Source organism: Lentilactobacillus sp. Marseille-Q4993, from assembly GCF_951230165.1.
Taxonomy (GTDB): Bacteria; Bacillota; Bacilli; order Lactobacillales; family Lactobacillaceae; genus Lentilactobacillus.
Genome location: NZ_CATNVB010000042.1, coordinates 1 through 15,690 on the forward strand (window position 1 = coordinate 1; position 15,690 = coordinate 15,690).

General features: G+C 40.1%; 15 protein-coding genes and 1 tRNA gene. 5 read left to right on the forward strand and 11 right to left on the reverse strand.

Going from position 1 to position 15,690, the window contains the following annotated elements:
* Window positions 1-371: 371 nt before the first annotated feature.
* Window positions 372-752 carry a CvfD/Ygs/GSP13 family RNA-binding post-transcriptional regulator gene (locus tag QOW94_RS10235; protein ID WP_283680347.1) on the reverse strand — a complete coding sequence of 127 codons (381 nt, stop codon included), beginning with the start codon at window positions 750-752 and terminating at the stop codon, window positions 372-374.
* A gap of 146 nt (window positions 753-898) precedes the next feature.
* On the opposite strand from QOW94_RS10235, the gene QOW94_RS10240 reads away from it, so the two are divergent.
* Together QOW94_RS10240 and QOW94_RS10245 are read left to right on the forward strand one after the other, a co-directional pair.
* Window positions 899-1,540 carry a VTT domain-containing protein gene (locus tag QOW94_RS10240; RefSeq protein WP_283680348.1) on the forward strand — a complete coding sequence of 214 codons (642 nt, stop codon included), beginning with the start codon at window positions 899-901 and terminating at the stop codon, window positions 1,538-1,540.
* A gap of 52 nt (window positions 1,541-1,592) precedes the next feature.
* A tRNA-Ser gene (locus tag QOW94_RS10245) sits at window positions 1,593-1,681 on the forward strand.
* 41 nt (window positions 1,682-1,722) lie between these two features.
* Here QOW94_RS10245 and QOW94_RS10250 read toward each other — a convergent pair.
* The 5 genes from QOW94_RS10250 to rnz form a co-directional block, all read right to left on the reverse strand.
* Window positions 1,723-1,950, reverse strand: a complete 228-nt coding sequence (locus QOW94_RS10250) for a hypothetical protein (protein WP_283680349.1) — start codon at window positions 1,948-1,950, stop codon at window positions 1,723-1,725.
* Between the two features lie 131 nt (window positions 1,951-2,081).
* Window positions 2,082-2,600, reverse strand: coding sequence for an adenine phosphoribosyltransferase (locus tag QOW94_RS10255; protein ID WP_283680350.1), 519 nt, complete (start codon window positions 2,598-2,600; stop codon window positions 2,082-2,084).
* A gap of 16 nt (window positions 2,601-2,616) precedes the next feature.
* Window positions 2,617-4,944, reverse strand: coding sequence for a single-stranded-DNA-specific exonuclease RecJ (gene recJ, locus QOW94_RS10260; RefSeq protein ID WP_283680352.1), 2,328 nt, complete (start codon window positions 4,942-4,944; stop codon window positions 2,617-2,619).
* Between the two features lie 19 nt (window positions 4,945-4,963).
* Window positions 4,964-5,365 carry a lipopolysaccharide assembly protein LapA domain-containing protein gene (locus QOW94_RS10265; RefSeq protein ID WP_283680353.1) on the reverse strand — a complete coding sequence of 134 codons (402 nt, stop codon included), beginning with the start codon at window positions 5,363-5,365 and terminating at the stop codon, window positions 4,964-4,966.
* A 24-nt stretch (window positions 5,366-5,389) separates the two neighbouring features.
* Window positions 5,390-6,325, reverse strand: coding sequence for a ribonuclease Z (gene rnz, locus QOW94_RS10270; RefSeq protein ID WP_283680354.1), 936 nt, complete (start codon window positions 6,323-6,325; stop codon window positions 5,390-5,392).
* Window positions 6,326-6,434: 109 nt separating this feature from the next.
* On the opposite strand from rnz, the gene QOW94_RS10275 reads away from it, so the two are divergent.
* Together QOW94_RS10275 and QOW94_RS10280 are read left to right on the forward strand one after the other, a co-directional pair.
* The gene (locus QOW94_RS10275; RefSeq protein ID WP_283680355.1) at window positions 6,435-6,725 is read left to right on the forward strand and encodes a hypothetical protein; all 291 of its coding nucleotides are present in this window, start codon (window positions 6,435-6,437) and stop codon (window positions 6,723-6,725) included.
* Window positions 6,726-6,735: 10 nt separating this feature from the next.
* On the forward strand, window positions 6,736-7,485 hold the full coding sequence (locus tag QOW94_RS10280) for a hypothetical protein (RefSeq protein ID WP_283680356.1): 750 nt from the start codon (window positions 6,736-6,738) through the stop codon (window positions 7,483-7,485).
* 127 nt (window positions 7,486-7,612) lie between these two features.
* On the opposite strand, the gene QOW94_RS10285 is transcribed toward QOW94_RS10280, so the two are convergent.
* The 5 genes from QOW94_RS10285 to QOW94_RS10305 form a co-directional block, all read right to left on the reverse strand.
* Window positions 7,613-9,544, reverse strand: a complete 1,932-nt coding sequence (locus QOW94_RS10285) for an acyltransferase family protein (protein ID WP_283680357.1) — start codon at window positions 9,542-9,544, stop codon at window positions 7,613-7,615.
* A gap of 24 nt (window positions 9,545-9,568) precedes the next feature.
* Window positions 9,569-10,873, reverse strand: coding sequence for a GTPase ObgE (gene obgE / locus QOW94_RS10290; RefSeq protein ID WP_283680358.1), 1,305 nt, complete (start codon window positions 10,871-10,873; stop codon window positions 9,569-9,571).
* A gap of 123 nt (window positions 10,874-10,996) precedes the next feature.
* Window positions 10,997-12,787 (reverse strand): excinuclease ABC subunit UvrC, encoded by a 1,791-nt coding sequence (gene uvrC / locus QOW94_RS10295; protein WP_283680359.1) that lies wholly within the window; start codon window positions 12,785-12,787, stop codon window positions 10,997-10,999.
* Between the two features lie 203 nt (window positions 12,788-12,990).
* Entirely contained in the window at window positions 12,991-13,740 is a 750-nt protein-coding gene (locus tag QOW94_RS10300; RefSeq protein WP_283680362.1) for an amino acid ABC transporter ATP-binding protein, read from the reverse strand.
* A complete protein-coding gene (locus QOW94_RS10305; RefSeq protein WP_283680363.1) occupies window positions 13,730-15,205 on the reverse strand; it encodes an ABC transporter substrate-binding protein/permease in 1,476 nt (491 codons plus the stop codon). Before QOW94_RS10305 ends, QOW94_RS10300 begins: the two co-directional genes overlap by 11 nt.
* A gap of 190 nt (window positions 15,206-15,395) precedes the next feature.
* Here QOW94_RS10305 and QOW94_RS10310 point away from each other — a divergent pair, with 190 nt between their 5' ends.
* Complete coding sequence (locus tag QOW94_RS10310) at window positions 15,396-15,602, forward strand: SPJ_0845 family protein (protein ID WP_283680364.1); 207 nt, start codon at window positions 15,396-15,398, stop codon at window positions 15,600-15,602.
* The last annotated feature ends 88 nt before the right edge of the window (window positions 15,603-15,690 follow it).

The window sequence follows — 15,690 nt, forward strand, 5'->3', positions numbered from 1 at the left end:
GCACGCCGCCAGCGTTCGTCCTGAGCCAGGATCAAACTCTCATTTTAAAAATGATAAGCTTGTTAGCTCATGATTATTTGTTTTATTGATTATTTCACGAATTGACTTCGCAAATGTTTGTCTCCAATCATAAATGATTGGAGGACCCTACACATTTGTTTGTCGAAAATTTTGTTCAGTTTTCAAAGATCTACTTGGCTATCAATCAGCGTCGTAACGCCTTTTGACAACTATTATAATATATCAGATTTCCAAGATGAAATCAAGAACTTTTTTATGATTTCTTTCGCTCGGAAAGGTTATATAAATGCGTTACCATTTGGCAACGAGAACTAGTTTATCAAATAAATAGGAGCCCCGTCAAGGCTTAATTACCCAAAATTTTCAATTGCCTCTTTAAGCCACTCCTCCTGCCTTGCCCTAATCGGGCTGAAGCCGTGATTTAACCGGTAGTTAGTCCAATACCTAGGATGGTGAAACACAACTCTATCCCTATTATCTAATACAGATTTATCAACTCCATTAACTCTAGTTGAAAGACTGATTTTCCCTGAAAATTCATCAATATCTATTATGTAAGCCGTAATCGTCTGCCCCAGTTTAAATAGATTATGCAAATCATTAATAAAACCATCTTTGCATTCAGAGATGTGGATCAAGCCTCTATCCTCACCATTAATATCGACAAATACTCCATAGCTCTGAATTCCAGTAATCTTCGCCGTAACTTTATCACCTGTGTGTAAACTCACAACATCACCTCCTTTCAATTCATTGTACAATATCTCATTTAGAGAGCAAAACCTTTCATTTTTGCTAAATCGCTCAAATCCATTTCTAAATCTGCCAGTTATTTGGTAACATTAGCCTTAACATTAAAAACTAAAGGAATGATTTTTTGGGAACCCTAATTGATTTTGTTCTCCATATCGATGCTCACTTAGTTAACATCGTGAATAACTTTGGAGATTGGACATATTTAATTCTTTTCGCGATAATCTTCATCGAAACCGGTGCAGTGATTATGCCATTTTTACCTGGAGATTCTTTATTATTTGCAGCAGCCGCACTTTCAGCAAATCCTAACTATACACTAAATGTCTGGCTGTTCGTTATAATTTTCTTGATTGCCTCTATCTGTGGTGATTCATTAAACTTCTACCTGGGAAGTAAATTCGGAGATTTAATTCCGAAACATAAAATTCTTGGAAAGTTCATCAAAGAAAAAGACTTGAAGAAAGCAAGAGAGTTTTTTGAAAAATACGGTGCATTGGCAATTTTTCTAGCTCGTTTCATGCCAATTATTCGGACATTTGTTCCATTTGTCTCAGCGACAACCGACTTTCCATATAAACGCTTTATAAGGTATAACTTACCCGCCTGTATCACTTGGGTAGCAATTTGCTGTGGCGCTGGTTTCTACTTTGGAAACATCCCCGTTGTTAAAGAGCACTTCTCAATGGTAATAATTGGTATCGTTCTTGTTTCTTTAATCCCCGCTGTAGTCGGAATAATCAAGAGTAAAGTAGCAAAAGACTAACTAATTCATAATTTACATTTCTTACAACAATTGATATAATATCCTTTGTTGTGGTGAGTTGGCAGAGTGGTAATGCACCGGACTCGAAATCCGGCGAACCCGTGTTGAGCGGGCGCGCAGGTTCAATTCCTGTACTCACCTTAAATTAAAAAGCTTCGTTTCCCTTCGGAAACGGAGCTTTTTTACTTATCTTTTGATTTTAAATATTCATCTAGAGCCTGTTTCCCCTTGTCAGTCAGGCCATCAACAAATCTGTCCCCTTCGATATAACCTTCCTTTATCAAAGGCCTTGGGTCTCCACCAATCACATTATCGCAGTAGTCAACAAAATGGCTGACACTGGTTCCGGATTCTACTCGACCAGATCCAATTGCTGCCAAAATATTATAATCAGTTTGTGAAAGTTCCATATTACAATTCCCCCTTTTGATAACAGCAATAATAGCATCAACTACTACTTTTTTCATGGATAACGAACAATCTCGAATATTATGTAAAAAAACAGCCACCTTAACCAAGGTAACTGTTTTTGTAGCTGTTATTAATATTGAACTAAGCTTAGAATATCATAGTCCTTGATCTTATCCCGGCCTCTTAGGTCCATTAATTCAACAATAAATGCCGTTCCGACAACAATTCCACCTAATTCTTCAACCATCCTTATTGTGGCATCAATCGTGCCACCAGTAGCAAGTAAATCGTCAGTGACAAGAACTCGCTGACCCTTTTTCACGGCATTCTTCCGTAAACAAAGGCTGGCAGTTCCGTACTCAAGATCATAACTAGCAGTTACAATTTCACCTGGTAATTTATCTTGCTTTCTTGCAGGGGAGAATCCAATGCCCATTTCATTAGCAACGGGACACCCGACAATAAATCCACGAGCCTCCGGGCCAATGACCATGTCAACGTCTCTTTCGCGAGCAAATTTTACAATCTCGTGAGTGGCAGCCTTGTATGCATCCCCGTTTTCAAGCAATGGAGAAATATCCCGGAATAAAATTCCTGGTTCCGGGAAATTCTTGTACGCTGCGATATAATCTGAAAAATCAATTGCCATAATTATCTTCCTTCCATCAGTCGTTGACGACATTATCAACGAAACTGACCAATTCGTTAGTACCAGGAATCAATAGTTTTTGCTCAGTATCAATTTGACGTTCCCGGAGCTTATACGCCGGAGCACTAGCCAAATCCTTTGCAGTATATCCTGGTTTTAAATTAACAACACCATTATCTACAGAAATAAATTCAAGTTCAGCAAACACTTTGATCATAAACACCAAACTATTTTGGGCAGTCCCAATGTGCTTGGCCAATTGACCCATCTGATTTGAAAGAGATATTCCTGGGTTCTCAGAAATGAACTTAAATAGTTTAGCATAAGTTACCCTGTCTGGCATCCCTAATTTTGAAACCAACTGCTTCTTATAGAGGTAAAAGACCGTTGAGGCAGGCTTTCTTACCTTTAAAGCACTGACCAAATCATCAACTTTATCAGGACAATCCACAACAAACAGTGTGTCTCCAGTATTAGTATCGGTACTCAGGTAATCTTTAAACAAGATCGGCGTCCCTTCACTAATAAATGATTCCAGCTGATTCATCGTCTTTTGGTGGAAAAACAAATAGACTCCTGGGCGTGAAAACATCGACTTGTGAAGTGAATTAGTCCGTAAATCAACCACTGCTGGTAGTTCTTGCCTAAGATCTTCAACCATTATTTGAAAGTTAGTCTTACCCTTCCAAGTGTTTGTTCCCAATTCACCAATAATGTCAGTCTCGGTAGTTTTATTTTCAAGTTGATCTGCTAAATTACCCATCTGAAACGCAATTGCTTGCATCGACATCCCATTATTAGCAAGGTTAAACCTTAAGTGGTCATTATTCTTACCAATTTGCTTGATGCCAACTAATTTATCATAAGAAAATTCAAAAATCGGTTCAGGATTATCCTGGCCGAACGGAGCAAGCGTTCGGATGTCTGCGAACAGCTGATCATTAACCTCGCTAACTGGCAGCTTGGCAGCAATCGACAATTCTTGCTTGTAAGAATCATCTAACTTCTGCTCAACTCCAGCTAACTCCAATTGATTAATCAACGCTTTTAAATTCTTTTGCTTAACGGTTAACCCCACCGCAGAGTGGTGGCCACCAAAGCCCTCCATTTTGCCCGCTACTGGCACAATTGCCTTAAATAAATCAAACGAATCAATACTACGACCGGACCCCTTTAGATCATCAGTTCCAGGTAAAGTGGTTAAAACAATGGCTGGCTTTTGGTACTTATCCACTAATCTGGACGCAACGATACCAAGAACTCCTTGATGCCATTCATTCCCAACGATTACCGTTACCTTCCTCGCAAGGATACTAGCATCCTTTTCAACCATTTTTTGCGCTTCATCGAAAAACTGATCAACTAGCGACTTTCGCAAATCATTTTGCGAATTCGCAAACTCGGCTAGTTTACCATCCTCTTCTTCATCAAAAGTCGTCAGTAATTTAACCCCAACACTAGCATCATCGATTCGACCAAGGGAATTAAGCCTTGGTGCAACACAGAAACCAATGTCCTGTTCGTTAAAATCATTGACTTCAACCCCAGCCTTTTTAATCAGGGCCGACAATCCAGGTCTCTGGGTGTTCTTAATTGCCTCGATTCCGTACTTAACTAGGATTCGGTTCTCATCCGTCAACGAAACAACATCAGCTACGGTTCCAATTGCCGCAACATCCATTAATTCGTATGGAATTTCTTCCAATAATGCAGTAGCAACCTTGAAGGCAACCCCAGCGCCAGAAAGACCGGTAAACGGATACGGATTCTTCATTCCTTCGGTTACCATAGGGTGAACGATTGCAAAGGCATTGGGTAACTCATCAGGGAGATCATGATGATCAGTGACTACTACATCACACCCCTTAGAATTAGCCAAATCGATGGAATCATTTCCCGCTACCCCATTATCAACAGTGATAATAAGAGTGGTGCCAGCATCAATAATACGGCCAAAAGCTGCTTGATTAGGACCATAGCCATCAGTAAATCGGTTTGGAATGTAATAATCCACATACGCACCCAGATCCGTCAATACTTCATACATAATCGTAGTACTGGTAATTCCATCAGCATCATAATCACCATAAACCGTTATCTTTTCACCACTACCAACCGCTGTCTGAATCCTATCGATTGCTTTTTGCATATCATGTAATTCAAACGGATTGTGAAGATTCTCGATACTAGGCTCCAAAAAAGTTTTAGCTGCTGCAGGATCGCTAATTCCGCGCTCTAACAATAATTTCGCTACTAGCTCGCTAACGTTAAGTGACTTAGAGAATTGGTCTACCTTAGTCTGGTCAACATTATTCAACTGCCAATCGTACTTCGAATTGATCATTTACTTCTCTCACGCCATTCTATATTTTTTTCAGTAACTTATTGATCTGCTTTTCAAGTGACACGATTTGTTGATCTTTTTCGCCCACCTGCTGCTTTGAAACGGAGTTTTTCAGTCGCTTCTCGAGGGATTTTAAATTATCGTTTAATTCGTCAATCTCACGTTGCAGTTGTTTCTGCTCCTCAGTGCTTCTTGATTGAATCGTCTTAATTTGCTTATTCTTCTTAATCGTCTGACTAGACGACAATAGAAAAATAATAATTGCTCCAAACAAAAAAGAGAACAAAATAACTAACACGATTGGAACACTTACGCTAGTAAACGCAAAGTTAATATCAACCGAGTTCAAATTCAAAAGTGCAAACACCGCAACAATGATAATTAAGATAATTGAAATTATAACGCTAACTTGTTTTTTCATTACTATTCCCCCCGAAATAACTAATTATTTGATAAATGGGATTTCGATAATGTCAAAATCCTTAACTACTTTTGTTTTTGGAAAAATACTCTTCGCCTGATACTCAAGTTCCTTTGCCATTTTACCAGTATACCGAGCTGAAATATGATTTAATAATAATTTCTTGACTCCAGCCTGCTTAGCAATTTTGGCAGCTTGGGTATTTGTTGAGTGATAGTAATTATGAGCCAACTTATTCTCACCCTTGCCAAAGGTACTCTCATGAACAAGAACATCCGCGCCCTTGGCCAATGATAAGGCGTTATCCGTTTGTCGGGTATCGCCCAAAATAGCAACGGTTCTCCCCTTCTGAGCGGGTCCAATCACATCTTGACCATTAATGATTCGACCGTCATCAAGCGTTACCGTCTCACCATTTTTGAGTTTACCGTACACGGGGCCTGAAGGAATATTCAATTCCCTCAGTTTATCAACCATCAGTTCACCTTGATGATCGTGCTCAACGATTCTAAATCCAAAACTTTGGATTTTATGGTCGAGAGGTTCAATGTAGACGGAGAACTTAGGTCCCTCGTATATCTTACCCGATTGACCTTTTTTAAACTCATGAAACTTGATTGGGTATGAAAGTCGGGTCTCTGAGACCTTTAAACTAACATTTACATACTCCTTTATTCCCGTTGGCCCATATATATCCAGCTGTTCGTTTCCACCTTGGAACGAACGACTACTAAGTAGGCCAGGTAAGCCAAATATATGATCACCATGAAGATGGGTAATGAATATCTTATCAATTTTACGAGGACGAATCGTCGACCTCAATATTTGATGTTGAGTACCCTCACCGGCGTCAAAAAGCCAAACGGAGTTTATTTCATCCAGTAATCGAAGTGCTAAACTAGAAACATTCCGAAACTTTCCTGGGGAACCTGCTCCAGTCCCTAAAAATTCAATTTGCATTTTATCGTTTCCTTAATTCTTAAAATCGAGTTCTTAGCATTGCTGAAGAATCACTATCCAATTGTAGCATAATTTAGGTAGAATAATAATCAGATGGGAGGGAAGAATTATGAACCTAGACGAGTTTTACCACGCCACAGCGGGACTTAATCCCAACTTAACAATTTTGATTGCTGAGAAAAAGCACTTTTTACCAGTTACCCAACTACTAATTACAGACCACACAATCCATTTTCAAACCAAACGAGAGTCAGAAGTTCCCTCACCATCCCACCTCAACCTGGATCAATTCTTAACAAGAGTTAAAGATATGCCGTTAAATTACGATTTAAGGATATATCAAACGCAAAAAATTGTATTTGGGTTTAGAATTGTAGGTAATACATTAGTACTATACTAGGAGTAAAATTATGAATAAAAAATTATTATCAGGGGTATTCATTCTGTCACTAGCTGGAGTAATCGCAGGTTGTGGCAACAATTCAAGTAACAAAAAAGATTCAAGTTCGAAAGACTCTCTTTCAGCAAATATGAAAAACAGTTCCTCAAATAGTAGCTCCGAGGCTAGTGAAAGTAGTAATTTAAATTCTTATAGTTACTCGGTACCAAAGAAGGATAAGCAAAAGTCAAATTACGTAGCCAACGGGAATCTAAAATCAAAAAAGCAGTTTACATATGATAAATTTGGCACGAAGCAAAACTTGAGTCATATTTCAGTGCCAAAGATAAAAACTGCATCTGGTAAAGTCAGTTATCAAATCAATCGCGTAAAGGTTGTTAAGAACCAACCTGCAACAAAGGAAGCCAAGCAGGCGGCAGCAGCAGCACTCAACTTACCCAATGTTCCGGATACTTACTATACTTTTGTAATTTCCTATAGTGTCACTAACAGGTATAGTAAGACAATTGCCCTTAACGGGGTAGATGCGGTTAAAACCGATGCTGGCCAGACGTTGAACACAGCTAATCAATTAAGCGATCCATCTGCAGGTCAAAAACTAGCTGCTAATCAATCAAGACGATTTGTAATGGTTGGTTATCTGTACAACTACGATTCAAATCCAGCCAAGTTGCTTAAAGTTAAATTTGGTGCGGTTTATACAACTGGTGGTACTAAGGTTGTCAACGGTCCTGAAAACCCAATCAATATTAGCCTTTAAGGTATCCTCCATCTATGATCACTAATTACGAATCACAGGGCATTACAACTATCCAGAATAAATAAAAGAGGTAGTGATAATTTCACGAGAAATTATCACTGCCTCTTTTGCATACTTGATCTTAAATTTACTTCGCTAATGTTGTACTCACTTGTTTAGCAACAAGGCGAACAAATGCTACGTTACCAGTTGGGTTTGGATGAACGTTGTCTTGCCAGAACCAGCCGCTCTTACCCTTACTGTAACCATGCCAGTCAATAACGTGGACATTTTTATGTTTTTTAGCTGCCCGATTGATTGTGCGGTTAACTTCCGTTTCCCAGTTTCTCGTTGGGACATGGCAATTGATCCAGAAAATCTGACGCTTAGGCCCGATCGTCTTGATAACACCGTTAATTTGTGAATCCGTCATTGGCGAGTTTGTTCCCAGATTAATTAGGACATTACTTGCTAGTTGGTCCTTTGCCTTAAGCTGTTTCAACACTGATGAGGCTTGCCAAATTTGGCGACCAACAGCTGCTGAAACATACGCCTGCTTAAATACAGATTGCAAATCATTACTTACATCAACCATGATTGAATCACCGATTGCAGTCACTGGTTGTTGATAAATGGACAAATACTGGCGCTTAGTCAAATTATACTTCTTGGCGACCAACACCTGCTTCTTGGTCAGCTTCTTTTTAAGTAACGCATTTTGTCGTTTCTTATCCTTAGCCAGCTTAGCCGCTTTCTTCTGTTTCTCAAGAGCGAGCTTGTTGTTCTTTTTAGCTTTACCTTGGTTTTTAGTAATATCAGTCTGCAATTGGGTTTTTGCCTGTTTGGCTGGCGCAATTGCAGTTCCATATGCACAAGCAGCCATCAAAAACAGTACGGGTAATGCCCAAAGCCGCTTCATACCAAACCGTGACTTAGGTTCAAAGAACTGCTTAAGTGCTCCTGGCAAAAGCGAATAATCATAACGCCGAAGTGGTCGTTCAATGTATCGGTATGACAACTCACTGATAATCAAGATGATGGCAACCTCAATCAGTGCATGCATCAATGGGTGCTGCGCAATATCTTTTACCTTCATCTCGTAAAAAATCATTACAGGAAATTGGAATAGGTAAATTCCGTAACTTCTAGTTCCAATCCATGCGAATAAAGGATTTGTCAACCAACGGTTAACATCAGCACCTGGATGAGCACAGGTTGCAATCAAAAGCGTCGAGGCAATGGTCATGATCACCATTCCACCACGATAGGTAAATATATTTTGCCCCGATAATGTAACGTATAAATACATCATTACTGCAAATGACAACAATCCAATGATATTAAGTGTCCACCTACCACCTTGAGTTATCTTCTCTTTTAAGTGAGTTGATGGCCAAATAATTGCTAGGGCAACCCCAAAGATAATGGCGTACATTCTGGTATCAGTACCATAGTATACCCGGTTTAGGGTGTTGGGACCGGTGTACAGGACCCCCATCAAGACAGCTGAAAGAGTCGCCAAGCCAAGCATGATCCACGCAATTACCTTTTTGTTTCTTAGTAAAATAATCATCGCAGCCAACAGTAACGGCCAGATTAAATAATACTGACCCTCAATTGAAAGCGACCATAAGTGAGTAAATGGCGATTCTCCGTTAAACCTATCGAAATAACTCTGACCGTGACCAACTTCCCACCAGTTGTACAGATACACCAAGTTGGTACCAATAATCGACCTTAGGTTTGCTAGTAACGATCTTTGAAACAGTGTTATGTATGCCCCAGTTGCAATCAACATTGTAACTAGCGCTGGGTACAAACGTTTCAATCGGCGGACATAGAACCCAATAAAATCAATCTTGCCATTTTGTTCCCATTCCTGTAAAAGTAAGTCAGTAATTAGGTACCCTGACACCCCAAAGAAAATTGGAACACCCATATATCCACCTTGAAGGTTATATGGTAATAAATGATAAATAATAACCCCGGCAACGGCAATCGCTCTGATTCCGTCAAATCCGGTGATATACCTACTTTTCTTTAATCTTTTCCCTCTATTTTGCTTCTTTACCTGTTGCATTTCATAATTCCCGCCTTATTCCCTTTATTCAACGTACGTAAATGAAAAATCTAAAATTGTTACTGTATCCCCATCTTTGGCTCCGGCTTTTCGAAGGGCATCATCTACTCCCATCCCCTTCATCTGCCGGGCAAACCTTAACATGCTTTGATCATGCATCGTGTCGGTCATTTTGAACAGCTTCTCAATCTTATCACCGGAAAGTACCCATGACTCAATCTCGTCATCATAGCTAACTTTGAGTTCGGATTCTTTATCCCCATCAAACTCGTAGTTTTGGTTGCTACCATCGTCTGTTGTCAATGGAATTGGTGCCGTGTTATCAAGCAACTCAGCGGTCTTTGTAATCAGCGGTTGCAATCCTTGATGAGTTACTGAAGAAATTGGTAACACCTCCGGAGCATCCTTATCAGCCGAAGTTGATTCTTGGAGCTTAGCGGTAAATTCTGCTAAATTTTCCTGAGCATCAGGAAGATCCATCTTAGTCGCTACAACAATCTGTGGTCGATCTAGCAGTGATTCATCATAGGTTGCTAACTCCCTGTTAATTGCCAGATAGTCTTCATATGGATCTCTGCCCTCTTGACCAGACATATCAACCAGATGAAGAATAACTCTGGTTCGTTCAACGTGACGGAGAAACTGAATTCCTAACCCAACCCCTTCAGAAGCTCCTTCAACCAAACCGGGAAGATCAGCAACCGCAAAATCGCGACCGTCGTCCAATCTTACCATCCCAAGGTTTGGAACAAGGGTTGTAAAGTGGTATCCAGCAATCTTAGGTTTGGCACTAGTGATAACCGAAAGTAAGGTTGACTTTCCAGCTGATGGAAAACCAACTAATCCCACGTCCGCTAACACTCTCAACTCAAGTCGAAGAGGAATCTCCTCTCCTGGCTCACCATTCTCAGCAATTTCTGGAGCTGGGTTCTTTGCGCTGGCAAAATGTGTGTTACCACGACCACCACGGCCACCACGAGCGACAACTAATTCTTGATCTTTTTCAGTCAAATCACCGATCAACGCTCCCGTTTCTGAGTTCGTAATCGTGGTTCCTTCTGGGACTGGGATTATTAAATCCTCAGCACTTCGACCTGTCATCGATTTGTTAGCTCCATTACCACCTGGTTTTGCCTTAAACTTGCGATGGTACCGAAAATCCATTAACGTGCTCATTCCGGTGTCAACTTTAAACACAACGTTACCACCATGACCACCGTCACCACCGGCTGGACCACCGTTTGGAACGTACTTTTCTCTACGAAAAGCCACCATTCCGTTACCGCCATTTCCGGCCTTAACATCAATTTTTACTTGATCAACAAACATACTTTCACCATTTACCTAACTATTTTTCTGAGTCGAATTTACAACTAGTTGAAGTATACCTACATATTAAACATAGGTCAAAGCAATTTCTAATAAAAAAAGAAATCATTAATAAACCACGAATTACTTTTCCGACGTTGCCAAAGAATATTTTATCGTTTGAGCAACGGTTTGGGAAATTCCTAACTCTCTAATTTCATCCACCGTGGCTTCTGAAATTTTCTTCAAGGACCCAAATTTTCTTAATAACTTATTTCTTGTCTTAGGACCCACTCCAGCAATTCCGTCCAGCTTTGAACTGAGTGAGTTCTTAGTATGAACCTTACGGTGGAACGTAATTGCAAATCTGTGAACCTCATCTTGAATCCGTTGAAGCAAGTAAAATCCTTGGCTCTTGGGATCAAGGTGCAACGGCGTATCACCCTTACCAAACAACAAATCTGCCGTCTGATGATGGTCATTCTTTACCATCCCACCAACTGGAATCGACAATCCCAATTCGTTTTCAAGGACATCTTTTGCAGCGTTCATCTGTATGATACCACCATCCATGAGAATTAAATCAGGCATTTCTGAATGTTCTTTCAATAATCTGGTATATCTACGCCTAATCACTTCTTTAGTGCTGGCCGCTTCATCAGCATGATCCACTGTTTTTAGCTTGAATTTCCGGTACATATTTTTATTTGGTTGACCATCTTCAAACACTACCATAGCTGACACCAAGTCTGCTCCCTGAATATGAGAATGGTCAAAAGCTTCAATCCTATGCCCAGGCGCTATTCCCATTGCATCAGTCAGCTCTTGCATCGCACCCGTAGTCTTGGATTCATCCAACTCCATAAGCCGAAACTTTTCTTCAAGTACCAGCTTCGCATTCGTTGCGGCCATATCAATTAAATCTCGCTTTTGCCCTCGCTGGGGAACCCGCACTGGCACATCATCAACAACGTGACTGATAACATCTGTAGGCAAAGTCTTTGGAACTAGAATTTCTTTAGGCAATAATTGGTTCTTTTGCTTATAAAACTGAGCAATAAAGCTAACCATTTCTTCCTCAGGATCATTAATGATCGGAAACAGCCGTTTTTCTCGTTTCATTAGTCGTGACTGACGAATGAAGAATACCTGAATCGATAACCAACCTTTATCCATGTAATAGTTAAAAATATCACGTGGCGTATTATCATTACTAATGATTTTCTGCTTCTCAACGGTTATCTCAATGTAGTGAATCTGGTCTCTAATATCAGCGGCTCTTTCAAACTCAAGCTCATCTGATGCTTTCTTCATCCGCGACTTAAGTAACCGTTTAGCTGCGTCAACGTGGCCGTTTAAAAATGATTTGATCTTCTTGATCTGCTTATCGTAATCTTCCTTAGGAACCTCTTTAAAACAGCATCCCAGGCACTGACCCATATGGTAATACAAACATGGCCGCCCCTGGTATCCATTACAACGGCGAAGTGGATAAACCTTTTGGAGAAAGTTCACCGTCTCATCGGCCGCATACACGTTTGGATAGGGTCCGTAGTAAAAGCCCCCGTCATTGAGCAGCGTATTCACGATTTTGATCTGTGGGTCTCGCTCGTTGGTGATTTTAATGTATGGGTAACCACCGTTTCCTTGCTTCAACTTAATATTAAAATAAGGTCTGTGCTTTTGAATCAGCGTAATTTCTAGCAGGAAAGCTTCTTTATCCGTACTAGTAACAATCGTTTCAAAGTCGGCAATCTCTGACACCAGTTTGGCAGTCTTTCCTTCATGACTACTCTTGAAGTACGACCGAACCCGATTTTTTAGGTTCTTTGCTTTACCAACGTAGATGATTTTACCGTTAATATTTTTCATCAAGTAGCAACCCGGCATATCGGGTAATAGAGCTAATTTATGTTCGATATATTCACTTGCCAAATTACCACTCCCTTTGAAATTCTTACCGTAAAATTATAACGCGAATAGACGTTTGCTTCAATGATTGACCCCTATCCATCCCCGCGGTGAACCGCTTTCTTTCGGTTACCTACTTCAAATTAGTGCGATTTAAATAATGAATATTAACAAAAAACGGTGGCTTCCATTTCAGTACTCTAAAATGGAAATCACCGTATTGTAGATTACTTTGCTTCGATAATCTTTGAAATAAAATCTTTAGTTCTTTCGTTCGCAGGATTTTGAAATAAGTTTTCCGGATCGTTTTTCTCTAAAATCGTCCCTTCGGCCATAAACCAAACCGTATCAGCAACCTCCTTGGCAAATCCCATTTCGTGGGTAACAACGACCATCGTCATCCCCTCATTTGCCAGTTCTTGCATTACGGCCAAAACTTCACCAACCATTTCGGGATCCAAGGCACTGGTTGGTTCATCAAAGAGCATTACCTCAGGATTCATCGCTAAGGCTCTGGCAATTGCGACCCGTTGAGCCTGACCACCAGAAAGACTGGCAGGATATGCATCGGCCTTGTCGCCCAATCCGACCCGCTCTAACAGCTTTTTAGCCGTTGCCGTTGCTTCTTCATCAGTTACGTTTTTAACCCGCTTAGGAGCCAATTTTAGGTTATCTAGAACGGTCATGTTTGGGAACAAGTTAAAACTCTGAAAAACCATTCCCATTTTTTCTCGAACTGAACTCAAATCCTTTTCGCCAGTCTTCATCAAATCGTTACCGTCGAAATAGACAACCCCACCAGTCGGTTTTTCCAACAGGTTTAGGCATCGAAGCAGGGTACTCTTACCAGCTCCTGATGGACCAATGATACAAATAACTTCACCAGACTCAACCGTCCCGTTAACATCGTGCAGGATTTCTTTGTCCCCATACTTTTTGCTAAGGTTTTCGATTTTAATAACTTCTTTATTCTGCATGTTTCATCTTCCTTTCGAAGTAGTTGAGAACTCTTGTCAACAAGAACGTAACCACAAAGTAAATGATCATCGTTACAAAGATTGGCATTACTCCACGATAGGTATTCGCCCGCACAATGTTAGTTTGATAAATCAAATCAGTAACCCCGATGATTGATACGATTGAACTTTCTTTGATCAGGGAAATAAACTCATTACCCAGCGCTGGCCAAATATTCTTGAATGCTTGTGGCAGAACAACAAATCTCATAACATCGCCACGAGCTAGTCCTAAACTCTCAGCAGCTTCGGTCTGTCCCTTGTTAACCGAGTTGATACCACCACGGATAATTTCAGCAACATACGCCCCACTGTTAAGGGAAACTGCAATAATACCTGAAAGCAATGCTGGAATATTAACAATAACGCCAATTCCAAAGTAAACAAACATTACTTGAACCATCAAAGGAGTCCCCCGAACAAACTCAGTGTAGGCCATTGAGATTGCCCGCAAGAAACCTAGTTTACTAAATCTAAGCAGAGCAAGGATAACACCTAGTAGCACCCCGAAGAATGAAGCAATAACTGAAATCAATAACGTGTATTCAATACCACTTGCAAAGTATGTCCAATAGTGACCCATTGAAGTATCTGCTGTATTGACCTTCATGTACTTACCCGCATCAGCAAGATAACCATCAGTGAGATTATTTTTCTTAATATCATCAATTGACTTATTAGCGGCCGCAACTAAACTTGATGAGCCCTTCTTGAAGGCAATTGCAGCACCAATTTCATTGGTGTTCATTTTGTAACCTGAAGGAATAGCTTTCAACGTCTTATCATTCTTAACGTATGCTTCAGCAACCGGCTTTTCAACCCCAACTGCCTTCAGTTTATTCGTCTTAAGCGCCAAAACAAGGTCAGGCGTCTTATCCATTCCCTTTACATTAGCTCCTTTGATTCGCTTCTTTGCTAAATCGTACTGCAAACTCCCCGTTTGAGCACCAATTTTTTGATTCTGCAAATCTTTAACTGACTTGATTGCACCAGCATCCTTCTTGTTGATCAGGAAGCTTTGACCACCCATGTAGTAAATTTTTGAGAAATCAACACTTTGTCGTCTTTCGTCAGTTGGATTGATACCACCGATCGCCATATCCGCCTTACCGGTTTCAATAGCGGTCAAAACGGAGTTAAAACTCATTGACTTGAAAACTGGCTTAACTCCTAGATCCTTGGCCATCTTATTGACGATGTCGACATCCATTCCGACAATCTTATTTTTACCGTTCTTTTCCACCTGAAATTCATATGGTGGGTAATCAGGACTAATAGCAACTACTAGTGTCCCCTTCTTTTTAACCTGGGTGAGCGAATTGTCAGCTGCGTGAGCGTTGGTCGTTGAACCACTAACAGCAAACAAAGCGAAACAGCTTACCGCGATAAGAATAAACGAAATAATTGCTTTTGCTTTATTTTTCATTATCAACATTCCTTACTTATTTTTAATATTCACTACAATACACCATAACTAAATTTTATGCAACATTTTTTAATAAATAACCTGTTTTATTCATTTATTACTCAAAGCAGGCACCTTTTATACAGTTTTTATCATAAATGACACTCAGATTAAAATCTGTTATTATAGTTTCAAGTAAGGGGATGAACAAATGGGATTAAAAGTTAATCGCCAAGACGATTTAGATGCGATTTTTGGCAAGTTTGCCTCCCTTGATCTTGATGATAAGAATCGAGACAAGTTTTTAAAACGTGATCGAAAAGACGATAAGAAACGTAAAAACGAAAAGCGCCCCGAAAAAAAGGGCGACAAAAAAACCGGGAGCTACTCCGTGTCAAGCGGACAGTTAAATAATTAAAATTAGGCAATCTTATTTGAGGCATGATTTCGATATTCTATCGGAGTCATGCCTTTTAGTGTTAATTGGCGGCGATTGAAGTTATACC